Annotated in this window: 21 protein-coding genes; 5 read left to right on the top strand and 16 right to left on the bottom strand. The window is 46.8% G+C overall.

Annotated features, from left to right (window positions below):
- Positions 1-45: 45 nt before the first annotated feature.
- Positions 46-177, top strand: a complete 132-nt coding sequence (locus A8708_RS36855; protein WP_275667906.1) for a hypothetical protein — start codon at positions 46-48, stop codon at positions 175-177.
- Between the two features lie 147 nt (positions 178-324).
- The gene (locus A8708_RS17360) at positions 325-954 is read left to right on the top strand and encodes a c-type cytochrome (protein ID WP_068665625.1); all 630 of its coding nucleotides are present in this window, start codon (positions 325-327) and stop codon (positions 952-954) included.
- Positions 955-1,290: 336 nt separating this feature from the next.
- Here the strand turns inward: A8708_RS17360 and A8708_RS17355 are convergent, their stop codons facing one another.
- The 3 genes from A8708_RS17355 to A8708_RS17345 form a co-directional block, all read right to left on the bottom strand.
- Positions 1,291-2,142, bottom strand: a complete 852-nt coding sequence (locus A8708_RS17355) for an anti-sigma factor (protein ID WP_068665623.1) — start codon at positions 2,140-2,142, stop codon at positions 1,291-1,293.
- Between the two features lie 3 nt (positions 2,143-2,145).
- Positions 2,146-2,712, bottom strand: a complete 567-nt coding sequence (locus tag A8708_RS17350) for a sigma-70 family RNA polymerase sigma factor (RefSeq protein ID WP_068665621.1) — start codon at positions 2,710-2,712, stop codon at positions 2,146-2,148.
- A 149-nt stretch (positions 2,713-2,861) separates the two neighbouring features.
- Entirely contained in the window at positions 2,862-4,541 is a 1,680-nt protein-coding gene (locus A8708_RS17345; protein ID WP_068665620.1) for a hypothetical protein, read from the bottom strand.
- Positions 4,542-4,796: 255 nt separating this feature from the next.
- On the opposite strand from A8708_RS17345, the gene A8708_RS17340 reads away from it, so the two are divergent.
- A complete protein-coding gene (locus A8708_RS17340; protein ID WP_068665618.1) occupies positions 4,797-5,552 on the top strand; it encodes a DeoR/GlpR family DNA-binding transcription regulator in 756 nt (251 codons plus the stop codon).
- A gap of 55 nt (positions 5,553-5,607) precedes the next feature.
- Here A8708_RS17340 and A8708_RS17335 read toward each other — a convergent pair whose 3' ends face one another.
- The 9 genes from A8708_RS17335 to A8708_RS35505 form a co-directional block, all read right to left on the bottom strand.
- On the bottom strand, positions 5,608-6,867 hold the full coding sequence (locus A8708_RS17335; protein WP_068665616.1) for an MFS transporter: 1,260 nt from the start codon (positions 6,865-6,867) through the stop codon (positions 5,608-5,610).
- A 157-nt stretch (positions 6,868-7,024) separates the two neighbouring features.
- On the bottom strand, positions 7,025-8,656 hold the full coding sequence (nagZ, locus tag A8708_RS17330) for a beta-N-acetylhexosaminidase (protein ID WP_068665614.1): 1,632 nt from the start codon (positions 8,654-8,656) through the stop codon (positions 7,025-7,027).
- A 26-nt stretch (positions 8,657-8,682) separates the two neighbouring features.
- A complete protein-coding gene (locus A8708_RS17325) occupies positions 8,683-9,498 on the bottom strand; it encodes a carbohydrate ABC transporter permease (protein ID WP_068665612.1) in 816 nt (271 codons plus the stop codon).
- Positions 9,495-10,370, bottom strand: coding sequence for a carbohydrate ABC transporter permease (locus A8708_RS17320; protein WP_338044208.1), 876 nt, complete (start codon positions 10,368-10,370; stop codon positions 9,495-9,497). The genes A8708_RS17325 and A8708_RS17320 overlap by 4 nt, the downstream gene beginning before the upstream one ends.
- Positions 10,371-10,392: 22 nt before the next feature.
- Positions 10,393-11,739 carry an extracellular solute-binding protein gene (locus tag A8708_RS17315; protein WP_068665608.1) on the bottom strand — a complete coding sequence of 449 codons (1,347 nt, stop codon included), beginning with the start codon at positions 11,737-11,739 and terminating at the stop codon, positions 10,393-10,395.
- 94 nt (positions 11,740-11,833) lie between these two features.
- Complete coding sequence (locus tag A8708_RS17310; protein ID WP_068665606.1) at positions 11,834-13,432, bottom strand: response regulator transcription factor; 1,599 nt, start codon at positions 13,430-13,432, stop codon at positions 11,834-11,836.
- Complete coding sequence (locus A8708_RS17305; RefSeq protein WP_068665604.1) at positions 13,429-15,243, bottom strand: sensor histidine kinase; 1,815 nt, start codon at positions 15,241-15,243, stop codon at positions 13,429-13,431. The genes A8708_RS17310 and A8708_RS17305 overlap by 4 nt, the downstream gene beginning before the upstream one ends.
- 68 nt (positions 15,244-15,311) lie before the next feature.
- Positions 15,312-15,755, bottom strand: a complete 444-nt coding sequence (locus A8708_RS17300) for an OsmC family protein (RefSeq protein WP_068665602.1) — start codon at positions 15,753-15,755, stop codon at positions 15,312-15,314.
- 167 nt (positions 15,756-15,922) lie between these two features.
- A complete protein-coding gene (locus tag A8708_RS35505; RefSeq protein ID WP_204787575.1) occupies positions 15,923-16,060 on the bottom strand; it encodes a hypothetical protein in 138 nt (45 codons plus the stop codon).
- Positions 16,061-16,847: 787 nt separating this feature from the next.
- Here A8708_RS35505 and A8708_RS17295 point away from each other — a divergent pair.
- Positions 16,848-17,528, top strand: a complete 681-nt coding sequence (locus tag A8708_RS17295) for an endonuclease domain-containing protein (protein WP_239696739.1) — start codon at positions 16,848-16,850, stop codon at positions 17,526-17,528.
- A gap of 515 nt (positions 17,529-18,043) precedes the next feature.
- Here A8708_RS17295 and A8708_RS17290 read toward each other — a convergent pair.
- Complete coding sequence (locus tag A8708_RS17290) at positions 18,044-19,810, bottom strand: methyl-accepting chemotaxis protein (protein WP_068665600.1); 1,767 nt, start codon at positions 19,808-19,810, stop codon at positions 18,044-18,046.
- Between the two features lie 207 nt (positions 19,811-20,017).
- On the opposite strand from A8708_RS17290, the gene A8708_RS17285 reads away from it, so the two are divergent.
- Positions 20,018-20,971, top strand: a complete 954-nt coding sequence (locus tag A8708_RS17285) for a diacylglycerol/lipid kinase family protein (protein WP_068665598.1) — start codon at positions 20,018-20,020, stop codon at positions 20,969-20,971.
- Here the strand turns inward: A8708_RS17285 and A8708_RS17280 are convergent.
- The 3 genes from A8708_RS17280 to lpdA all read right to left on the bottom strand — a co-directional run bounded on the left by A8708_RS17280 (position 20,968) and on the right by lpdA (position 25,617).
- Positions 20,968-23,163, bottom strand: a complete 2,196-nt coding sequence (locus tag A8708_RS17280) for an AMP-binding protein (protein ID WP_239696738.1) — start codon at positions 23,161-23,163, stop codon at positions 20,968-20,970. The genes A8708_RS17285 and A8708_RS17280 overlap by 4 nt on opposite strands.
- Positions 23,164-23,284: 121 nt before the next feature.
- On the bottom strand, positions 23,285-24,022 hold the full coding sequence (locus A8708_RS17275; RefSeq protein WP_068665596.1) for a glycerophosphodiester phosphodiesterase: 738 nt from the start codon (positions 24,020-24,022) through the stop codon (positions 23,285-23,287).
- A gap of 179 nt (positions 24,023-24,201) precedes the next feature.
- Positions 24,202-25,617 (bottom strand): dihydrolipoyl dehydrogenase, encoded by a 1,416-nt coding sequence (lpdA, locus tag A8708_RS17270; RefSeq protein WP_068665594.1) that lies wholly within the window; start codon positions 25,615-25,617, stop codon positions 24,202-24,204.
- Between the last annotated feature and the right edge of the window lie 4 nt (positions 25,618-25,621).

Genomic DNA, 25,621 nt, shown 5'->3' with positions numbered 1-25,621 from the left:
AAGATATAGGAAATCCTAATCCCTAATAAGAAAGGGGTGGGCAGCATGAACGATGAGACCAAAATTCCTCAGGAACAAGAGTCTGCACGCGGAGCTGAGCTTGAGTTTAATCACGATTACGATCTGATGCGTGCCTATGCTGAACAATTGAATGGCGTAGCCGAAACAGAAGAGTAACTGCTTGACGTGATCAGGAGTGCCGCAGATTATTGCGGCATTTTTTTGGGTTTCACTCCTATTTCTTCGTACTTTTTCCCACAATTAAAACCGATTTCTCCTCTCCCTCGTTACCTTTATTAGAGTACCTATGAAGGAGTGGACGCAATGAACAAATGGATGTATGCAAGCATCTTCGTGATCGTCATTCTCGCTGCTACAGGATGCAGCAAACAAGAAGCCCAACCCGTCGTCAGCTCACCATCCCCTACCGCTGTAAGTGTCGCAAGTTCACCAACGCCAGCTCCTGCAGCGACAGTAGCTCCAGCTACGCCGACTCCAGTGGCGACCGCAACAACTGCCGCAACAGTTGCACCGACGGCGTCGGTAAGCCCTGCGCCTTCAGCCGCCGAAGCGCCAAAGCCTCAAGCTACAGTGACAGCTGCAACGCCTGCGCCAGTTGCTACAGCAACACCGGTAGTCGCGACACCTGCTCCTACGCCTGCTCCAGTGGCAACACCTTCACCAGCGCCTACAGCCAAGCCGCAGGCAACGGTAAGTGCGGCTGACTCCAGCGAGCAAGCCCAGCAGCTGTACAAAAGCAACTGCCTATCCTGCCACGGCGCTGGCCTCAAAGGGGATTACGGACCGAATCTGACGAAGGTCGGTGCGCGTAGAACGAAAGAACAAATTACCGCGCAAATTATGAACGGTAAGGTCGAGATGCCCCCTTTCAAAGACAGCTTGAAAGCCGACGAAGTCGAAGCCTTAGCGGTTTGGCTGGCAGCCATGAAATAAGTCATGGACTAGTTAGCTCTTGGAGATTAACTGGATTTCCTACATCTATTTTCGAGGAAAACTAGCTTAATGGGAGTTTAGATGGATTTTCTGCATCTATTTTTGCCCAGAATTACCCGATGGCCGATTCTAGTCATAAATAACGGGAGGAAATCCAGTTATTTCACGAAATCACGGGATTTAACTTGAATTAGCTGTAGAAAATCCAGTTATTCGACGACACTACCGTCCTTTGGGGACATAATTTCACCCGTAGCGCGATACGCTGCCACTCAGCCCACCAAAAAGCGGGCATCCTCTCTTGAACCTAGAGGAATGCCCGCTTTTCTTCACTGCTTAAACCGACCCCAACACTTTCTTCCCTCGCGGTTGGCTGCCATTAGGATCCGGTTCCAACGTTACACCGATGGAATCGATATTCAGACTTTTGGCATGCACATCATAAGACAGTACGCCTACCCCTTTGTCATCCACGCGCAGTGTTCCGCAGTTGTACTTTTTCCCATTGTGATTCAACCATACTTGATAGGTCCAATCGCCACTCGTTTCATTCAGTCCCGACAAGTTCACGACAACTTTATGAACATCGCCGTACTGCACGACCCAGGCTGTTCCCGAGGCTGCTGGCATGGACGTATCTGCTGATTTCAAAGTGAAGGTATTAACAACCTTGGAAGGTTCACTCACTTCACTTCCTGTTTCCTTGGTATGAAAAACATCAGAGTTCCATACAGCACCTACAACGATACCAAGCAACACTACGGCAGTCGCACCATACAACCATACAAAGGAACGCCGCTTAGGAGTTGCATTTGTCCGTGTCTCTACTTTTTCGAATTTTTCTTTTTTTAATTTTTCTTTTTGGAATTCTACTTTTGGGATTTTGTTTTTATGATTCTCTTCTTTAGCAATCTCCTCTTTACGAATCCGTTCAATACCAATCTCCTCTTCGTGGATTGGCTCTCGACGAATGGCCTCCATCACTTGCTCCTTCAAATCCAGCGGAACTTCCACTTCTTCCATTTGGTAAGGGAGTGATTGCCAGACCGCCTGTAGATCAGGCAGTTCTTCACTGCAAGAGACACAAGTGCGCAGATGCCGTTCGAAAGCCGCACGCTCCCATTCGGTACATTCGCCTGTTAAATAATTGATCAGATAGCTGCAATCAACAGGTTGCTGCTCTTTCATGTGTCATCCCCCCCTCACTGCTGTCAGATGTTTGCGAAGTATTTTTAAACATTGATGAAGCCTGCTTTTCACAGTTCCTACCGGTTCATTCTTCTTTGAAGCAATTTCGCTTAGCGAGTAGCCTTCCCAATACATCATCTCTATCAATTCAATTTGATTCGTAGATAAGTGCACATAAGCTTCTTGTATCTGCTCGACGACCCATTTGCTGGACACAACCGACTCTGGATCGGGTTCTCCGGATACGAGCGATTGCTCCCACTCTCTAGGCTCAAATCGAACAATTTGGTTCTGTTTACGATTCTTGCGGACATAATCAATCGTAATATTACGGGTGACTGTAATCATCCAGTTGACGAATCCGCCTTTACTGGCATCATAGCCTGTTTCGGTTGTCCAGAGTCGCATAAATACCAATTGCACGATTTCCCTGGCTTCCTGCTCATTCTTCATAGATTTCATGGCAAACGAATACACGAGCTTGGCATAACGATCGTAGAGCTCTTCTAAGGCAGGATGCTCTTTGACCATAACCAGCTTCATGAGCTCCCCATCTGTTCGATTTCGCATAACGTGGCACTCCCCGAGTCGAAATAGAAGACAAATTCACTCTACCAACCATATCATATTTGGCGCTACAATGGACAAAACACTTCAACCTTTCTGCCTAAGCAGTCGGTTGAAGTGCAGTTTTATTTCACACATCTTCAATTCTTCACTTATCTGCTTTCCGTTTGAACTGGATTTAGGACGAACCATACTTTCCCAACATTTTGCCCCGTCGTCTCGCCAGGGTTCGCATCCTTAATCCAGTAGTACAACGGCCAGCCTTTGTACGTATTCTGCATCTTGCCATCGCTACGCGTAAACACGCCAAAATCATCCGCATTCAAATCGCTCGACACGGTTAGAGGCTCATCATAGTAGATCGGCCAATTGACCAAACATTGCCCCACACATGAATTGACATCCCCTTTATCCTTCGTGAATAGATAGAGCGCCATACCGTTACTATCAACGAGATACGTGCCGAGTTCATCGGATTTGCTCGTTTTCACCGAACTGTTAACCGCCTTCGTACCGCTGAATTTCACGGGATCCACCACGAACCAGACATTACCTACATTTTGTCCCAACGTATCGCCCATCTTCTTATCATCTACCCAATAATACAAAGGGAAGCCTTTATACGTCGTTTGTTTCTTCCCGTCAGCACGCACGATTGTCCTGAAATCAGCCGAATTCACTCCCGTTGGTGCAGCCACATGATCCGCATAGAACAACGGCCATTTTTCCAAACATTTTCCAGCACAGTTGCTTACGCCCTTCGTGTCTTTATCATAATAATACAGCGTCAGGCCATTCGTATCCGTCAAAAAGTTGCCAAGATCCGCCTTGGTCCCCAAAGCGATTCCCGCCGAAGGCTTAATGACATACCAAATCTTCCCTACCCCATCACCTAACGCATCGCCCGCCGCCTTATCACCTGCGAAATAGTATAACGGCCAACCTTTGTAAGTCAACTGCTTCTTGCCGTCCGCACGTACGAATGCGCTAAAATCAGCCGAGTTAAATCCCGCAGGCACGATTAATGTATCACTATAATAAATCGGCCATTTGGCCAAACAAGCATCCACGCAAGAATTCACATCTGCAGCATCCTTCGTGAAATAATAAAGCGTCATGCCTTTGGAATCACTCAGGTAGTTCCCTAGTGCCTCATTTTGCTTCAATTGCAGGGATGCATAAGTCAGCACGTTCAGCTTATCCACAGCAATGATCCCTTTTTCTGATAAAAAGGTGGCTAACGTTTTGCCCCCGCCCTTCAACTTGGCCTGCAAGCCTTCGATCGTTGCCGTCGCAATGTTCATGTTTACGACATGCTGAACGCTTGCGATTCTGGATAAGCCCTTCTGCCCTGCAAAATCAATCGCTTGAGCAAACTCGAAATCCACACCTTGCTTGTACCCTAAAGCCTCCAGCAAAACCTTGTAATATGCGCCAGCGGTAATACCAGCTGCCGGATCAAACAGATCGCCGCCTGTTCCTTGCCAACCGAGCTCAGGATGCGCTTTCAAATAAGCAAGTACGGACTGCCCTTCCTTGTACACAAGGCTCGCATCTATGAAATTATCCGTTCCACGATACGCTAGTGCCTCAGCTTCCAACCCTTTTAGACGAAGATACATAATGGCTGCTTGATATCTCGTTGTCGATTTCCCCAAATATTCAGGCGTGAGCCCGCTTCCCTCACCTTGGAGAATACCAAGATCACCGGCAATATCGGTTTCCGATTTGACCTGCACTTGCTCTGCTGCAAAGGCTGTCAAAGCTGTCAAACCCAAGACAACGCCTAAGAGCACAATAACTGAAAGTACGGCTACTTTTAATTTTCTCATTCTGGCTATACGCCTCCTTAGATGGGATGAAGCAATACCATTTCTGTTTGGAATGCTTTTCCTCTTAAGGTAACGAGCCTAGAATGAGTTCGGTTTGACCCCCTTCAAGATTTTTTTTAGAATTGCACACTTCAAGCAAAAATAATCACAAAAACGGTCGATATAAGCATCCCCAGATGGACGAGCATCATTGACCATGATAAAATAAAAGGAAGTAGCAAGCTTCCCAGATCGGGAGCTTTTAGGGGGTACACCATGGGAAAGACCGATGTTCGCCGAGATGCCATTATGCTTGCGATTAAAGATAAAGGCTCCATTGCTTTGACAGATATTGTGAAGCAATTCAATGTCTCTGAAGCAACAGCACGACGAGATCTAGAAATTCTCGAAGGAGAGAAACGTTGCATCCGCACCTTCGGCGGGGCCGTACTTGAAAGCTTGAAAGTGGAAGTCCCCTTCTTTAATAAAATGGACCTTTACACAGATGAAAAGAAAGAAATCGCGGACAAAGCCCTTCGTTACATCGAAGATGGCGATATTATTGGGCTGACAGGTGGTACGACAACGACCTTCATCGCCAAAAAATTAAACCAATTCAAAAATTTGACCGTCATTACGAATGCCGTGAATATTGCCTATGAGCTCATCGGTACGCCTGGGTTGCAGCTGATTCTTACGGGTGGTGTGATTCGCACACAAACCTTCGAACTATCTGGCCCACTGGCCAATGCGACACTTGAGAATCTTAGTATCCGCAAAACGTTCTTGGGGTGCGATGGGATTTCCCTCTCCCGCGGCATAATGATCTACAACGAGCTTGAAGCCGAGACGAATCGCCGAATGATGAGGCAATCCATGGAAACGTATCTTGTGGCCGATCATTCCAAGTTCAGCCGGAGCTCCTTGTTTGTGATTGGCGAGGTACAGGAAGCCGTCGGCATCATAAGCGACTCCTCCATTACACATGAAATGAAGCTGGCTTTTAAGGAGTCGGGAACGCCATTTCTTTAAATTGAAAAAGCGATATCACTGGCCACCAGGCCTAGGGATATCGCTTTTTTGCCTATTATTTCAGTTCACTGCTCGGCTGTGGAATTGGGGCGGACTTCATTTTCAAAGACGGCACCATAATCAAGACACCGATAACAAACAGTAACGCTGACGTTATATAGATGGATTCAAGGGAGAATGACGCTTTAATCGAACCCGCCAGACTCATCGTAATGACCATGGATCCCATAAAGAGCGGCGTTAGAATACCATTCACGCGCCCAACGAAAGATTCTTCGGTATTCCCTAGAATCAATGTACTAATTCCGATCTGGATAGCTGGCATCACAAGTCCTGAGATAAACTGCATCAGAAGTGCCAACCACACCAAATGTGTCATACCGATCATGGCAAACGTAACTGCGCTAACCGCCATGCCGACCGCGAGCATTGCTTGCGGGGATATTTTCTTAGCAAAAGCCATCGTTACGCCTCCGCCTATGATCATCGCAGCCCCGTTCGCCACCATGAACCACTGCAAGTTCGACTTCTCTAGTCCCAAGTGTTCGGTAACTAGAAAAATACCTAGTGGACTGATCAAACCAATCGCTAGACCCGCAACGGCAAAACAACCACCTAGAATAACTAACATACGGTTTCTCAATACATAACGGAAGCCTTGACCCATTTCCGTGAAGATATGCGTAGTGCGCGGCTCTGAGGAATCTTCCTTAAGATCCTTAGGCAAGAACGTAAGAACTAGAGCTGATAACAAGAAACATGCTCCCATGATCGCTACGGCTGTTTCGATCCCGAAACGATAATAAATGAAGGAGCCTAGCATGGGTCCCAAAATCATGAAAATCGCCATCATCGATTGAAACATTGACATGCCTAATTGCATTTGCGATGCAGGGACATGTACCTTGAAGAGCTTCATGTTGGAAGGTTGGGAGAATTGCGAGAGAATTGAAGATACCAGCGTAGCAAAGAAGATCGCTTTCCATGACCCCATATACAAGGTGATCAAGATAACAAAGACGGACGCCGCGCTTAGTAAATCACACCACACCATCGTCAGCTTCGGCCTCCAACGATCGGCGAATGCCCCGCCAATAAAGGAGAAGATAAATATCGGCGCAAACTCCGCTACGGAGATTAAGGAAAGTGAGTATGGATCATTATTCGTCATGTCCGTCACATAGAGCAGAATCGCAAAGTTACGTATCCAGATACCGATTTGAAGCAAAATGCCTGAAAGCATAATCGTCTGAACGAATCGATTGCTAAAAAAGGATCGCATCGTTGGCTCAGATTGAGCACTTGCTTGACTCATTTGAAAAAACACCCCTTTGAATTAGATCGCTGGTGAAATGCGTGAAATGTGCGCATTGTTCCTACGTAATAGGAAACGAAAAGTTTCACAAGCCTTTCTGATTTTACTAGGAGATGATACAAGTTGCTAGTGATAAATTCTGTATAGTTAATTTCGCCTAGTCCTGTCTCCAACCTATCGGATATTGCTCGGAAAGCGTCACAGGCAACCGCCCGACAGCTGCTTCACGACCAAGCAATACATTGGCTAGTGAAACCATCGCCAGAGGGCGATTCTCATAACAAGCATAATACGTTTTCACTTCAGGGAACTGGAGCAAATCATACGGATTACGTCCAGCAGCTACAATCAGATGCAGTCCATCCAATTTAGCCAACGCTTTGACCAACGCAGTTTGACCCATGGAGAAGGTCGCATTGTAGGTGACGATAACGACTTGCTCTGCGGTTCCACAAACCTTGATCATCTCTGCAATATCCTCATAGCTTGGTTGTAGCCCTATGTAAACTTCACGGACTGGCTGCCCAGTCATCTCAATCAATACGCCCCCCAGCGTTCCCTCTCGATCAACAACCTCATCGATTTCCGTCCCTGATTGGACTTCGGTCCAGATCACCAGCGTTTTATCATTCATTTGGAGGTTCTTATCGACTTCGTCCTTGACCTTCGTGATGCTTTTGCGACTCAGTTCTTTCGCTAGCGCCTGATGCTCAGGTGTCGAGATCGGCCCATCCGGAACTTGCGTTAGTGTTTCAAAACGAATATCACGCTTGTATTTATACGTCATAATGCGCAGTAGAGACTCATCAATGCGCGCTTCCGATACACGCCCACTTTCCACCGCGGCAACGACAGCTTCCATCGCTGCGACTTGACGCTCCAACTCATGGCTGACTAGCAAAATATCCGCGCCAGCTTCCAGTGCACGAACTGCCCCTTCCGCTACGCCAACCCCTTCGGAGATCGCCTTCATCTCTAAGCAATCCGTTACAATCAGCCCCTTGAAACCTAACTGACCGCGCAGCAATTCCGTCAATATTTTATGGGATAGCGTCGAGGGTACACTGCTGTCTTCTAAGGTTTCGAAGACCACATGTGCAGACATAATCGCATCAACGCCGCCTTCAATCGCTGTGATGAACGGAGCCAGCTCCAGTTCCATCAATCGCTCCATGCTATGCGGAACCACAGGTAAATCATGGTGCGAATCCGCTGTGGTATCCCCATGACCAGGGAAATGTTTCACAGTCGCGATTACGCCCATATCTTGCAGGCCTTTGACCGCATGAGTACCCATATCAGAGACAATCGCAGCTGTTTCACCATAAGAACGGACCCCAATAACCGGATTAAGCGGGTTGTTGTTAATATCTAAGCAAGGGGCTAAGTTCATGTTCACGCCCATTTGACGAAGCTCTTTGCCCATCACTTTCGCGCTGGCATAGACGCCAGATGGTGCAAAGGCAGCACCCAGCGCCATATTCCCCGGCAGCAATGTCGCCACTTTTTCCACGCGTGAAACCATTCCGCCTTCTTGATCTACAGAGATAAACAGCGGTTGCCCACCGCTTCTTAACGAAATAGCTTGCAAATCGGCAGACAGCTGAGCAAGCTGATGGGCGTCCTTCACGTTACGACGGAAATAAATAACACCGCCAATGCCGTACTCCTCGATTAATCGCGTAATATGAGGATTCGGTTCCAAGGCATCAAACCCACAAGCGAATAGTTGTCCTACCTTTTGACGTAACGTGAGTGGCTTGTTATTCGAGTTTCCTGCTGATGACATGTAGCGCACGCTCCTTGGGAGATTAATTAGGCTTTGATACTTTCGATGATACGTCTCTGAAGCAGAAGATACATGATAACCACCGGAATAATGCTGATCATAATCGCCGCGCATAACGAACCATAGTTCATATTCAATTGGTCATAGAAGGCCACCATACTCACAGGGAGCGTCCTCAGCTTCTCTTTGGTCAGAAATACATTAGCCATGATGAATTCGTTCCAACTCGTGAGAAAGTTCAACATGAACACACTAAATAGGGACGGCATTGAAATGGGCACGATGATCCGACACAACAATCCGTAAATGGAGAGTCCATCCATGATACCCGCTTCTTCCAGTTCATTCGGTATAGAGGTCAGGAAACTGCTTACCATGAATACGGTCCAAGGCAAACCCAATGTCACATATGGCAGTATCAAAGCGAAGGGTGTGTTATACAGATGCAAGCTCCTAAGCAGCATATACAAAGGGACAAGCAAGGAAGCGGCAGGCACTAGCAAGGCCCAGATCAGAATCCTTTTCAGAACAAGACTTAGCTTTGGAAAAGACATCCGAGTCAACGCGTAAGCGGTCGCAGTCCCTAGCGAAAGTGAAACAATAGCTGAAACCGTCGAATTGATCACACTATTCATAAAATAATGGCCTACATGTGCGCCCGTCCAAGCATTCCAATAATTCGTCAGCGAGAGCTCGCCTGGCAAAGACCAGGGGGATGTAATGATTTCTTTGTTCGATTTGAAGGATGAATTCAGCGTCCAACCCAGTGGAAATAGAATGAACCCGATGTAAATAAATAACACGGCATGTGGGACAACACGTCGCAGAAGGCTTCCTCTCATAAGCGCACCTCCTCCTGTTTGCTAGTGAACCAGCCGAAGATGGACGTCAAGATCGCTGTAAAAAGGAGGATCAGCACCGCAATACTGTTCGCGTAGCCATACTCACCGATCCGATAGGCTTTCTTGATCATATACGAAGCCATAACTTCCGTGCTCCCATAGGGATTACCGCCCGTCATGACAATCACAATGTCCATGGCTTTCATGCCGCCTGTAATGGATAAGAGCATCATAACAACAATCACTGGTCTTAACAGCGGCAGAATGATCGACCATGCTTGGCGGATGCCCCCTGCACCATCCATTTGAGCAGCTTCCACGAGATGTTTCGGAATGGCATAGATTGCCGATACCACGAGCACCACATAGAACCCCATCCATTGCCAAGCATTGGTGATCAAAATGGCGAGCATTGCTGTCGCTCCATCTGCCAACCAAGCATGCTGCCAACTGGTTAAACCGACAGCTTCTAAGACTTGGTTCAGCAGCCCCGCTTGTGGATGATAAATAAATTCCCATAGTACGCCAACGACCGCAGTCGATAGAATGGTTGGAAGGAAAATCAACGTTTTGTACATCGCAATCCAATGCTTTAGTTTACTCACTAGGAGCGCGATACCCAAGATTATGGGAATTTGAATCCCCATGGCAAAGCCAATAAAGGACATATTATTTCGCACAGCAATCCAGAAATAAGGATCTTGCAATGCTGCAACGAAATTGTCCAGCCCATTATATGTTGCTGGGGAGATGCCATTCCACGCAGTAAAACCGTACCGCAGCGACATCAGCATGGGATAGATGAAGAATATCGCAAATATGAGCATCGTCGGCAAAGTAAACAGCGTATAGGCCCATGCATGTCTTCCCATTCGGTTCATATGTCATCCTACACTATTTGGCATGGGTTTCTTCTTTATTCGAAGCCTCTTGCTGCTTCTGTAATTCGTTCATCAGCGAGGCGGGATCTGTTCTTCCACCAAGCAGCTCCTGCATCCCACGCTCCAGCTTCTCGCGCACCTTGGTTTGAATGCGGGAATCGAAGGCCGGGAAAGTTCCTTTACTATTCGCAAACACATGCAAGATCTCCGTAATCAAGGGGTTTACTTGACTCGTATCCTGCAGTTTCATTGCCGGTGGCATCCCTTCTTCAACGAGCTGCCGCTTCTGCATCGATTCCGTATACATTTGCTTAATGAATTCTTTAATCGCCAGCAATTGTTCAGGGGTTACCTTTTTGGAGAAACCATACGCATTAGACCAGCCCCCATTGATATACCCATCGCCTGGCCCGCCCATGGAAGGAAAGTTCATAAATCCGACGTCTTGGGCAATGACGGATTTCTCAGGATCGAGAAGCGGCGTATTCGCCCAACTGCCATCAAACATGAAAGCGGCGTTTCCACTGCTGAATGTATTCTGTTGTTCGGCATAGGCAAGCGCTAGGCTGCCTTCTTGGAAATAGTCTTTCTGAATGAGCGATCGATACTGTTCAAAAGCTTTCAATACCTCTGGGTCCGTCCAATGCTGACTCCCCTTCAGAAAGCCCTCGATCGAATCCGCGCCGGACGTGCGCACCCACATCGTATTAATCATCATATTAATAACCCAGGAGTCTTTCGCGGCCATGGCAAAAGGGGTGATTTTGGCAGCCTTCAGCTTCGCAGCTGCGGCTACAAGCTCGTCCCAAGTTTCGGGCAGCCTGATCCCCTGCTGGGTCAAAATCTTTTTGTTATAGTACAGGCCCTCCACGTAGCCGGCCATCGGGATCCCATAGATTTTGCCATTCACCGTAAACTCTTCGAAGCTATAGAACTTATCTGTTAACCCAAGCTCTTGTAGGATAGGGGTAAGGTCCAGCAGTCGATTCGCCTTCACATAATCCTTCGTATCCGTGCCTCCGAACAAGTCGAATACCTCTGGTGGATTCCCGGCAGCCATTTCTGCTCGCAGCTTCTCGAAGCGATTCACTTTATCCTCCACACCATCTAAGGTAATCGTCAATCCAGGCACCTTGGCTTCGGTCGCTTTGACTACTTCCTGCAGCATGACGAGTCGTTTCTTCTGCGTATCCTTTACCTGTGTATGCCGAATCGTGAGTAGAATGGGAGCATGTTGATCACCTTTCCCGCTAGACGTATCACGTCCTGGGTCCGATTTATCGGAAAATATACTGCAAGCCGACAGCATGAACGTGAGAGCCACGGCACCTGTGCTCACAATCAGTGTTCGTTTTCTCATCCGTTTGGTTCTCCTTTGAGCCTACCATTTAAGTATAATTGAACCCGTATGCATGCTAAAGACAGATAAATTCCTAATCTAGGGGCAAATTCCTCTAGTTCCCTTCCTTGCGTTTATCCCGATACTCGGAAGGAATTTCACCTGTAAACTTCTGAAATACCTTGGTAAAATAGCGCCGTTCGATATAGCCTACGCATTTCCCAATATCCGTTATACTTTTGTCACTATGAAGCAACAAAGACTTTGCCTGCTCCATCCGATGTTTCGTGACATGCTCGACAAAGGTTTCCCCGAAGTGTTGTTTGAATAACAAGCTAAAATAACTGGAGCTAATCCCTAAGGAACTAGCAATATCCTCAATGCCGAAATCCGTTGAATAGTGCGCTCGGATATATTCTTTGGCGGAAGCCATGAGCAGCTCGCTATTTTTCTTCTTGTTCGTACCTTCGAGCCCGTTCGATACAAGTTGTACCATAACCTGCAACAAATGCGGGATACTCTCGCTTTTATCCAGCTCACGCCAAATCTGTTCTTCTTCCTGGCTATCCAGCGCATTCATCTCACGCAGCTCGCGCAGCACATGCAGGATCAAATAGTGCAGCATCTGATAAGCGCGCGCGAATGAGCCCTCTGATAGACTCTCCAGCAATACTTTAAGGCGATTCAGTGCATCCTCCGTCTTCGGACGATTCAACTGCTTCATCCCTGTAACTATTTCCTCTACCAAAAACCAAAGCGAACTATTCGCGTCCAAAGATTCTTTGGCCTCTTTATAAGGCAGCACGGACTGCTGCTTATCTAGATTCAACTGCATGAATCTCTGCAGCTTTCGATACGTATCCGCTAACTGTTGCAGCCCTACAGGCCCTGGATAATAGCCCACGCTAATACCAAGCTTCACGGATTGGCTGACATTGCCTTGCAGTTTAGCGGCCAGCTCACATAGTTGTGTGCCTATGGAATCAGGGTCTGCCCCCTCCCACGCCATGAGCAGTGACCATTCCCCTTCCCGCATCTGGAGCACGGTGTGGTTGGATATCTCATCCGCCAAGGAATCCTGTAGAACATTCCGCACAGCGAAATTCCACAGCTTACGTTCTTGCTCGGTCCATAACATTGATTTCTGTGAATAATTATCCACATCAATAATCGCGAACACATAGCGCAGCGTCTCCAAATCCCCTTGATCAATCGGAAGCTGTGTACTGGCTGTAATATCCATATAGTCCATCATAATATCTTGCAAGATCTTCTCGTAAGCCAAACTTGTAATCTTTCCCCACTTCAGGAGTTCATCCTGCTGGCTCTGTTTCTTCGCACGAATGTCATCAGCGAACTTACGAATCGAACTCTCAAGCTCTTCATAATTAATCGGCTTTAATATATAATCACTAACCCCAACGCGCAGGAGCGAACGCACATAGTCGAAATCCTGATATCCCGTCACCATCAGCACCGTGCAGTTCTCATTGATTTCTCGGAGTTTATGGATGAACGTAATCCCGTCCATTTGCGGCATCCGAATATCACTCATCACGATATCGGGAATATGCGCAATACACAGTTCCAAGGCTTCAAGCCCATTCTTGGCAGTGCCTACAATATCAATCTCGAGCTCTTCCCAAGGAATGACCGCCTGTAAATTCCGTAAAATATTAGGCTCATCATCTGCCAATATCGCTTTTAACCTCACCTTTCATCCCTCTTCCCTTTCGGAATAATCACCTTCATCGTCGTACCATGACCCTCTTGGGAACAAATAAACATCCCATAGTGCTCGCCATATTGAATTCGAACGCGATCCGCCACATTACTTACACCAAGTCCTCTTCGCTCTTCATTTGATTCCAGAATTTCATGAAATGGCGTCTCCAGCTCGGTTTTATAGTGGAATTTCGCTAACTTGTCGTTACTAATACCAACACCGTTATCCGTCACATATAGCCCGATGCGATCCCCTTCATCCACAACCTTCACCGAAATCAACCCCATGTAATCAATCGGTTCAAAACCATGCTGTAAGCTATTCTCGACGAGTGGTTGCAGCGTTAACTTTAGAATTTGGTCATTGTGCAGCTCTGGCGGCGCTTCAATGGTGTATTGGAATTGATCCTCGAAGCGGAACTCCTGAATTTCCAAATAGCTGCGCAGATGCTCCAGCTCCTGCTTCAACGTGATCTCTTCGCGGTTTTCCATCCCGATTCTCAACAAATTCCCCAGACGGATCACCATCTGACTCACTTTCTTCCCTTGGTTTTGAATGGCTAGTACATTGATAGACTCGAGTGTATTAAAAAGAAAATGAGGCTTAATCTGCGCTTGCAGCAGCATAAGCTCGGCTTTGTTCTTGCGGTCCTGCTGACGCTTCACTTCCTCGAGCAGATCCTCGACCCTGACAACCAAAGAGTTAAAACCTCTTGCTAATGCTGTGGTTTCATCCTTGCCACTCACTTCCATGCGGGTAGACAGATCTCCACGCTCCACCTTTTTCATCGAGGACAGCATGCGGAGAATCAATTGAATAATACGTCTGACGAAGACGAGGTTATACACCAGGGCAAAGAATAAACATATAAACGTTATGCCTGCAACCAGCTTCATAATCGTCTCGATTTCACCGGCGACATACTTCCATGACGTGATCGACACGACGCTCCAGTCCTGAACGCCCATCCCATTGATATTCAAATGATAGAGAGATATGAGGCTTTTTTCATTTTGGAAATCTGCCTTGAAACTGTAATTGTTGTATCCCAGATCCAATTTCCCTTGCGTCAGTTGCAGGACATTAGCCCCTTCTAAGCTTTGTTTATTATCGTAGAAAATAAGTCCGGTTTTGTTGATCAATAGATACCTTTTGGAGTTTTGCTCGCTCGTATTGAAAGACTTGAATATGAGGTCCAGCTCATTAAATTTAAATTTCAACAGCATATAGCCTAGATTATCCATCGTCCAAAAATCTTTCACAATGCGCGCTTGATAGAATTCGCCGCGGCCTGACCCGAACTCCTTGAACTCAGAGGGTCCAATCCAGAGTGGACTGCCATTGAGTTCCTGAATGTGTTGGAAGGCCATGCTTTGCCCAATCGTTGGCCACGGAATCGAACTTCCGCTCGTTCGCCCGGCGCTAAAAGATTTACCGCTATTGTTGTAAATAACGACAGATTGAATAGGCGAATAGGTAAGAATCGAGCCGCGAAGCAGCGTATCGAATGTGTTCAGATCATACGAGGAAAGGGGATCCTCGTTCGGCTTCGCCGCGTCAATCGTACGATAGATGCCTTGAATGCTGTCTTTGACCATCCAGAAATCGGAGAAATAGTTCGCTTCCTTGAACATGTAGTAAATATTACGGGAAATCGCTTGCAGCGTGACTTCTGTTAGATCTCCATATTTCTTCTCAATCAGCTGCTGAGAGACCGTGTACACCGCTGACCCTAGGACGAATAAGGGGATGATGATGAAAAGCAAAAAACCGATAAATACCTTCTTATTCAGATTCATCGCTGTACTGCGCTCCTTCAAAATCGAATCGGACGATGGACTTTACCCCTCACCTTGAGTAGGAGTGTTTATGTACCCAAGATTTGTATCTCGGGCTCGACGCTTATATGTACATTCCCTCGTAGTGCTTTACTAATCATGCAAGTTTGTTCCGCACGGAATGCGGCTACTCTTATTTTATCCAGTTGAGCTTCGCTCCTATGTGGTGTTACACAAATACGAGGCTGATGAACAATCGCATTTACTTTCATCGTTGGACGGTTCTGGACATAAATGTGGGAATCGAGTTCAAGGGATACAATGCCTTCTCTTGCTAGCAACGTTCCTAGTGTGATAATGTAACAGGTTGCCGCGGCACCAAGCAGTAATTCTTCCGGGTTCGTTCCCACACCGGGACCATCAAATTGACTTGGGACGGAAATCGATGTCCGTAACCCATCTGCTTGGAGTTGGCCTATCCCATCCAGACCGCCTGTCCATGTGGCCTTCAGTTCAAATATGTGTTCTGGCAAGGGGGGACCCTCTTTCTATGTAGAGTGAGACGTTCTATACCTTTCATTAAGACAAGCTAACAATTCGCTTGGAAGATTCGGTAGAACTTCTGGAAATTTTTAAAACTTAAGAAACTTTAAAACTTGATAACCTTTAAACATTGAGAACCTTTAAAACTTGAGAACCTTTAAAACTTGAGAACCTTTAAAACTTGAGAACCATGCAACTTTGCAATCCTTGTATACTCTGCAAACCCTGCTTTCCATGCATACCTCGCACCATCTTGCAAACTCAGCTCACTTGGCAATTCTTGCTTACCTTGCATACCTTGCATACCTTGCAACTCTGCTCACTCCGCATTTCCTGTTTAACTCTCACATCATGCAAACTCTGCTTACTTGGCAATTCCTGCTTACTGTGCATACCTCGAGACTCTTCTCACTACGCAATTCCTGCTTACCTCGCACCATCTTGCAAACTCAGCTCACTTGGCAATTCCTACTTACCGTGCATACCTCGCACACCCTACATACCTCATATCAGACCGTTGGTTAGTTTGCTTTAATTGTAAAGGAAGAGAACAGGATTCACCAGCAAAGAACAACATAAAAAATCGTTCCCGCACCTAATCAGCACGAAAACGATTTATCTTACTTCAATTGATCTCTATGAAATTGCGTAATTCATGTGTTGGAATATCAAAACAATGAAAGCCCTACCTCTCTTCCATCCTTGCGGCTCCAATGACCGCGCCAGTGCGAATTGCGTTACAAACACTTACTGCCGAAACACTTACGTTGCCTCGGGTTTACCATAAATGAGCTGATGGATTGCGCATTGGGAGAAAAACAAACAAGGAGAGGGGGTTACTTTCTTCTCGCTAATCGTTCGTGTGGGGTAAATGAGGCTAAATATGAAGTGTTTATATGTTTTCATTTCAATCAACTCCAGTATTATATAACGGTAGTACAAATTTGTCAATACGATGGTGATATACATTGAGTGTGTGCTACAATATAGAAATAGTTGGTCGTAAAGCATACGCCGCTTTTCTACTTTCAGCCAAGGCTGATAGAGAGAAGCGGCTTTGTTTATTTTAAGGAGGCATCCACATGAAAATTGAATTTGAAGTTGCACATAACAGCTATATCGCGTACCACGCATCTACTCGAAAAGGTGACTCACTCCGCAGACTGTTAGAGGGTCACAGTCATGCTGAGAAACTATTTCTTTTGCATGTTTGGTGGCCAGCCTTTCAGCACTTCAACAATCTTTATCCTGAATATGAGGTGAAGGACTTTCGAGATGGAACTCGATTCCTTGATTTTGCTTTTATCAAACATACACTCAAACTTGCCATCGAAATCGACGGTTTCACCACACACGCCTCGCAAATTAGCCGCTCCCAATTCTCGGATCACCTCATTCGTCAGAATCACCTCATCATCGATGGTTGGAGAATCCTCCGTTTCTCCTACGACGATATCAAAGATCGCCCCCGCATGTGCCAACAAATCTTACAACAGTTTATGGGACGCTATCTGGGTATGAACGATGTTCCAGTCAAATCGATTAGCTACATGGAAAAGGAAATTTTGCGTTATGCGCTGCACAGCGAGAAACTCCTTACAACTCATGATGTTTGCCAGATTCTGTGCATTAAGGAACAGAAGGCGCGCAAACTGCTTAAGGTCATGCTTGAGAAAAAGCTACTTGAACCCGCTGGCAAAGGGACCGAACGAATCAGATCCTATCGAGCAACAGATGACATCCTTCTACAAATGTTGGGATAATCTAGAAACTCCGCGGGCTCGCACCAATTCAGCTCAGTTAGTGATGTTTTTCATCACTAACTGCAGCTCTTTCCGCGGGCTCGCACCAATTCAACTCCGTTAGTGATGTTTTTCATCACTAAACGGCAGCTCTTCCCGCGGGCTCGCACCAATTCAACTCCGTTAGTGATGTTTTTCATCACTAAACGGCAGCCCATTCCGAGGGCTCGCACCAATTCAACTCCGTTAGTGATGTTTTTCATCACTAAACGGCAGCTCTTCCCACGGCTCGCACCAATTCAACTCCGTTAGTGATGTTTTTCATCACTAATGGCAGCTCTTTCCGCCGGCTCGCACCAATTCAACCCCGTTAATGATGTTTTTCATCACTAAACGGCAGCTCTTCCCACGGCTCGCACCAATTCAATTCCGTTAGTGATGTTTTTCATCACTAATGGCATCGCTTCCCCAAGCTCGCCCCGCGCCAGCCCGCACCAACAACCAAAAACCCGCGGCACGCGCCCGCGGGTCCTCTTCTACACCTTAAATTTCTGCAGCGAAATTTGCAATTCTTCCGCAAGTCCAGCCAGCGACTTTGCGGAGTTCTCGATTTCCTCCGTGGTCGACATTTGCTGCTGGCTCGCAGCGGATGTCTCTTGGCTGACGGAGATTCCCGTCTCAGACACGGAGCTCACAATGCGCATCACCTGCTCGATGCGCAAGTTCGCATCGACGAGCTGGTGGATGTTCCGGTTCACATCTTCCACTTTCGTATTCACTTTCTCGACGGAAGTCTCGATGTGTACGAACGATTCTTGCGCTTCCTCCGAAATCGTCAAGCCCTCTTGCACTTTCCCTGCTCCTGCTTGCATGGAGCTTACAGCATGATTGATCTGCCGCTGGATCGTCGACACCAGGTGCGTAATATTTCGCGCCGAAGTGGACGACTGCTCCGCAAGTTTACGCACTTCCTCAGCAACAACAGCGAAGCCGCGCCCAGCTTCCCCAGCACGTGCTGCCTCAATCGCTGCATTCAGAGAAAGCAGATTCGTCTGCGTCGAAATCTCGTTAATCACATTAACGATTTCACCAATTTTGTGTGCATTTTTACCCAATGCTTCAATAACAACATTAACTTCACGAACCGCGTCTGAAATCTCAGACATCTGGCCCGCGATCGATACGACCGATTGCTTGCCATGCTGAGCGGCCTGAGTCGCTTGATTCACAAGCACTGCAACCACTTGCGCCGACTCATCAATTTGCTTCGTGCTCGACAACATAAGGCCAACCGCCTCATTCGCTTGATTCACACTAGCAAATTGCTTATCAAAATCCTCCGAAAGCTGCTGACTAGAAGAAGCAACTTGTCTTGCCGCTAGAGAGCTTTGTTCCGAGCTGGCGAGAAGCTCTTCCGAACTCGCTGAAAGCGTCAAAGCATTATCTGAGATTTGCATGACGAGCCCCCGCAAGCTTCCTGTCATCACATTAAAAGAATTCGTTACTTTACCTACCTCATCCTCATAAGGGTAGTCCCCTTTAACGGACAGGTCTCCACCAGCTGCCTTCTCCATGCTTTCTTGGAGTTTGCGAATCGGTGTAGAAATGATCGCATCGAGCGTCAATGCACCCAAAGTCATCACAATAATCGCTATAATAATCGTCAGTATGATGACCCAATGCGAAATTGCTGAATCCGAACTACTAGATTTCTGGAATTGTTCAGCTGCGGATTCTTTAAGTCCTACGAGCTTAACTAATGCTTCTACCGTTTTATCACCTTGCGGGGAGACTTCATTATTGTAAACCTGATAAGCAACTTGATTATTTTGCGTCGCTTGATCAATCGTTTTAGTGACAACATCACGATACTTCACATTCAGTTCCTCGAAGCTAGCGAAGGCACCAGTCTCTTCCTGATTAAGCGCAACTCCTGCAATTTTCGCGACTAATTCTTTATTAGTACTTGCGTTTTCATCCAACTTGGCTTTGAGCTTAGCCTTATACTTCACATCCGTGGATAGCATCATCTCTAACAAATTAGATTCGGTTTCATTGAAATTTGTTTGGAGTTGATTAATCCATTTGACAGAAAGCAGACTTTCCTCGTACATTCTAGTAGAGTTACTAGACATCTTGTCCATATAATGATAGCCCGTGATCCCTACAATTAATAAAAATAAAATGGCAATCGCATTCATGAACAGCAATTTAAAACGAAGTTTCAGATTACGAAGGATGGACAGGTTGACGTTGAGCTTTCCTGTGCCTTGCATGCTGTTCAATTTTGATTTGGATTTCAAAGTTACCCATTCTCCCCCCGAGTGTAAATCAACGATCAATCTGGCTTATGGCACTAAACCTAACATAAGTAAAAATTAATTTACCCATGGTTTATTTTACAAAACAGACTCCCTTATGTAAAGAAAAATTCGTATAAACCTTACTATACCAGGCATTTCATCTACCAAATACTACCACCTCAACGAAAAGATAAGGGGCAAATAGACATGGAATTAATCGGAATCATTGTGAACCCGCTTTCAGGCAATGGCAGAGGATCTCACATCTGGGGAGAAGTCCAAGCTTACCTCCAAGAGAATCACATCGCTTATCTAGCCAAATTAACAACTCACGCAGGTGAAGCGACGCAACTTGCCATCACACTGATTCAAACTCATCATGTACAGCGTATCATCATCATTGGCGGAGATGGCACCGTCCATGAAGCAGCTTGCGGAATTTGGCAGTATCAGAAGCACCAGAATAGCAACGACTCCTCCCCGGATTGCGCTATTGCCGTGATTCCAGCAGGAACAGGTAATGATTTTGCCAAAGCCTACGGCATTCCCAATCATCCACTTGAAGCACTGCACATTGCTCTACATGCTGCCTACACCTTGCAAATTGACCTTCTTCAAGCCAGTCAGATGCAACAAGTTGCGGTGAATAGCATTGGGGCGGGTTTTGATGGGATGGTTGCCAAGATCACGAATGAAGCCAGCTACAAAAAGTTCCTCAATCGTCTAGGACTAGGCAAGCTATCCTATTTCATTTCTATACTTCGTGTGTTTGCAACCTATCAACCTTCTACCGCATGGTTAGAAGTCGATGGACTTATAACGAAGCTACCGAACATGTGGCTAGCTGCCGTAGCCAATATTCCTTTTTACGGAGGCGCTATTCAAATTTGCCCCGTAGCTAGTCCAACAGATGGCATAGCTGATGTTGTTGTTATTCAGAGCAAAAGCCGGCTTCGCCTCCTGCCCGTACTTTTCACCGTGTATCAAGGCAAACACACCCAGCATCCTGCCGTATCCTTTTACAAGGGGAAATCGATTTCAATACAGACAGAGCATCCCTTGCTTGTCCAAGCAGACGGGGAGTTCGCTGGCTCCACGCCTCTTCAAATCGAACTCATCCCCGCCGCCATTACCGTCATCCGTGCAAAACCCACAGCCTAAGCTGTGGGTTTATCTTCATGATCTGCATCTTTGCGCACCCCATCACTCATCAATGCCCATTGTTTCATCGTTACATAATCAACCTTGCCACTCCCGAGTAGCGGCAGCTTCTCGATGTAACGAAATTCGGAAGGCATATAAATCGCCGGCTGCCCCTCTTGCCTCATCAACTCGCGAAGTGCTTCAAGCGGATTCACTTTACTTGTGTGATAGGCAATGATTCGCTCACCTTTTCGTCGATCCGGCACATGAACTGCTGCGCACACCGCAGGGGCCGCCAAACACCTAGATACGAGCTCCTCCACCATGAGAAGCGACACTTTTTCGCCACCGATTTTAGCAAAAGATTGCAAACGCGCTTGAATGAACAAGAATCCTTGATCATCCAATGTCACAATATCCCCGGTGCTATACCATTCCGATGCAGGGACGAACCCTCGACTATGAATCAAATACCCCTTCATCACGTTCGGACCTTTAACGAGCAAATGCCCGCCTGAAGGAATCCCATCCACCGCTTCTACGACAGCTTCGATGCCTGGCAGCAATTGACCGACAGATCCTTTCTTCGCATGCATCGGTGTGTTCAGTGAAATAACCGGCGTCGTCTCCGTCGTACCATAGCCCTCTAGAATGCGAATTCCGAATTTATCCTGCCAAAGTTGACGCACTTCCTCCTTCAGCCTTTCTGCACCAGCCACAACATAGCGTAAGGAATGGGCAAAATCATAAGGATGCGCCGTTCTTGCGTAAGCTCCAAGAAACGTGGACGTACCAAATAATATCGTAATATTCCGATCATAAACGAGCTCTGGAATGACTTTGTAATGCAAGGGATTGGGATATAACACCAGCTTCATCCCCGAGAGAATCGGCAGCATCGTCCCCGCTGTAAGACCGAATGAGTGAAACATCGGCATGCTGCCAAGCACACTATCTGAAGAATTGAAGGCAATAACTAGCCTCGCTTGCTGGATATTCGCGCTAATATTTCGGTGCGTTAGAACGACACCTTTGGGTTTACTCTCGCTACCTGAAGTGAATAATACTGCTTCGTTCTGCCCAGCACCAACTGGCCCTTTCTTCCGCTGCACCAAGTGGAGCAAACCATGCACCTTATCTTGTATAGTTAGCGCTTCCTTCACATCTTCCAGATACATAAGCGTGAATAGACCACTAGCACTCTGGATAAAATCCGATAGCCCCGCCTTCTCGATAAACACGCGAGATGTCAGCACAGTCCGAACTTCAGCTGTCTCACACGCATCCAGCATTGCCTGCTTGCCAGCAGAATAATTCAAGATAGCAGGCGTAACGCCTAATCGGAATAATGCAAATAGCGTGACCACATGCCCCGCGGCATTGGGCAGCAACAATCCAACCCGCTTCTCCTCAGCGACAAGCTTCCCCAACCGAACTGCCAGTGTATAGCTGCTCAACTGTAGTTTCCGATACGTCAATACAGAATTACTCATGGCATCTTCGCAAATGACCCTCGATTGCCCATGCCTCTGAGCAGCTGCCAGCAGTTCGTTGAATAAGTTAACCTCAGGCTGCAGCCGACTTTCCAGCAAATGACCTAACAGCTTAGCGCGGATCTCCTCTGTCGCCTGCTCTTTCTGGACTTTTCTTGTAAATCGCACATCGCCTGGCGGTACTTGAAAAGCTTCGCCAAACGCTATATTCACCCGTGGGAACCAGCGTTGCTTTATTTTTCCACGCAAATAGGATAGCTTCGAATACTCCAAACCCTCAATTGAAATCGGCACAATACGCGCTTGAGATCGAAGGGCAAGATACCCAATGCCGCCATATATTTTCATCATGCCACCTGTTGTCGTAATCCTTCCTTCTGGAAAAATGACGAGAGGTGTTCCACTTTGAATCGTTTTTAGCATCGTACGAACGGCATAAGGATTCGAAGTATCCACCGTAATATGAGCCCTGAAATGGAGGACCCACGGGAATCGCTTCGCAATGTTCGTATTCACCACAAATGCTACATCTGTAGGTAAAATTAATGCCAGCACTACGGCATCCAACAACGATACGTGGTTCGGAATAAGAACTGTTTTTCCCCTCATATCGAGCTTCTCCATGCCTGTCACTCCCACCTTAAAAGCAAGCAACACAAACAGACGCAAGCACGGAAGTAAAAGCCTTACTAGCGTAACGAACATCCATTTAAACATGGAAATTCCCCCTATTGGTATCTCATTCGAGTCTGTCAATAGTTCATTGTATGCGGGGAAAAGAAATAAGACCTCAGCATGTGTATGCCTCGGTCTATTTATTCTTGGTTATGGATTCGAATTATGAATTCGAGTTCAAATATGCTTTCAGCCTGCCAGGAAAATCTGTAATAATCCCCGTGACACCTGCATCAATCATCCGTTGATAGTCTGAGAGTTCATTCACTGTGTAGGGATAGACAGCTAACCCATCTGCGGTAGCCAAAGCGATATCTGACCCTTCAAAAGAGTGATGATGTGGATGCAGGGAATAGACTTCAACCTCGAGCAGTTTGGCATACGCCCCATGGTCAATAAGATTGGCTGCATACAGCAAGCCTACCTTCAACGCCGGTTCTGCCCGCTTCAAGCGCTGAATCACTTTATGGTCAAAAGAAGAAATAACGACATCTTCGTTCCGATCTACTCCTCGCAAAAATGCCAGTAGTGCACTCTCCATCCGACCTTCGTAGGCATATTTCACTTCCACATTGATGAGCGTTCCCTTCGGCACCAGATCAAAAACCTCGCTTAGAAGAGGAATGCGTTCACCCGCGAACTTGTCCGAAAACCAAGCCCCAGCGTCTAACTTCTGTATATCTGCCCATTGTTGTTGACAAATAAGTCCTGAACCATTCGTTGTGCGATCCAATGTTCCATCATGGCAAACGACGATTTCGCCATCCTTCGTGATATGTACATCCAGTTCAATCGCTTGTGCGCCTTGCTCCAGTGCTAATTCAAATGAAGCAAGTGTGTTCTCTGGAGCTTCGCCCGCCGCGCCGCGGTGACCAATGATAATCGGTTTCGGTGTATGCATCTTCAACGCTCCTTACATTTTGGCTATCATGAATTCATCTTCAAATTATATAAGCAGCCGATTCCGGGCGTCAATTCAAGTTTTAGTAAAACTAAAAGAGTCCCGTAGAGCGGCTCTTCAGCCAAACTCCCGGGACTTTTATCTAAAGGTATCGATATAACCGTTATTACACCTGTAACTTACTTACCAAGTTGATGAATTGGATGACCTAGTGCACCTTCAGCAGCATCCATAATCATTTCTGTCAATGTTGGATGTGCATGAATCGTAAGTGCGATATCTTCCAGATTGGCACCCATCTCAACCGCTAGAGCAAGCTCACCGATTAAGTTCGAAGCTTCTGGTCCTACGATTTGACCACCAAGCAATTGGCCTGTTTCTTTGTCGCCGACAAGCTTCACGAAGCCTTGCGCCGCGTTCAAGGAGTTTGCGCGCCCGTTAGCCGCATAAGGGAATTTACCAATGGTAACATTGATTCCTTGCGCTTTCGCTTCGGTTTCGCTTAGACCTACACCTGCAATCTCTGGATCGGAGAAGACGACAGCAGGCATTGCTTTGTAATCAACGATACTTGGTTGTCCAGCAATCGCTTCAGCCGCGACTTTGGCTTCATAAGAAGCTTTGTGTGCCAAGGATAAACCAGGGACCACATCACCGATTGCAAAAATATGAGGAATGCTTGTGCGACCTTGGTTATCGACTTCGATCAAACCGCGGTCCGTCATTTTCAAGTTAATAAGGTCTAGACCAAGCTCGCCATCCGTGTTCGGACGACGACCAACCGTTACAAGAACGTAATCAGCCGTGACTTGTTTCTCTTCACCTTTCACTGTGAAAGTAACCGTAACATCGTTGTCAGTTTTGGTACAGGATTGCGCCAACGCTTCCGTATGAACCTCTACGCCAACTTTGTCTAAACTCTTAGCTACCAGCTTCGTAAATTCTTTCTCGAAGCCTGGAAGTACGTGATCAGAGCCTTCCAAAACAGTTACTTTAGTACCGAATTTCGCGTACGTTTGACCAAGCTCGATCCCGATATAGCCACCGCCGATAACGATCATGCTCTTCGGAATTTCAGGCAAGTTCAAAGCTTCTGTCGAGGAGATAATTCTTCCCCCGTAAGGGAAAGCTTTCAACTCAATCGGACGGGAGCCTGTTGCGATAATGCAGTTTTTGAAACGGTAACGCGGCGCTTCTGCATCATTGAACACACGTGCTTCGTGCTCGTTGATAAACATCGCTTCACCTTGGAACGTCTGGATCTTGTTGCCTTTGAGCAATGCGCTAACGCCGCCAGTTTGTTTGGCAACGATGCTGTTTTTCCAAGCTTGTACCTTCGCAAAGTCCACTTTCACGTTCTCCACGGAGATCCCGATGCTGTCAGCATGCTGTGCATGCTCATATGTGTGCGCAGCTGAGATCAAAGCTTTGGACGGGATACAACCACGGTTCAAACACACGCCGCCCCAAGCATCCTTATCAACAATAAGAACACTTTGACCAAGCTGTGCTGCGCGAATCGCAGCCACGTAACCGCCAGGACCCGCACCAATAACCAACAAATCTATATCTAAAGAAGCATCTCCTACAACCATGATG

The sequence above is a fragment of the Paenibacillus oryzisoli genome, from assembly GCF_001653565.1.
Classification (GTDB): Bacteria; Bacillota; Bacilli; order Paenibacillales; family NBRC-103111; genus Paenibacillus_E; species Paenibacillus_E oryzisoli.
The sequence above is the reverse complement of the archived record's forward strand: the minus strand, read 5'-3'. Positions and strand labels throughout refer to the sequence as shown.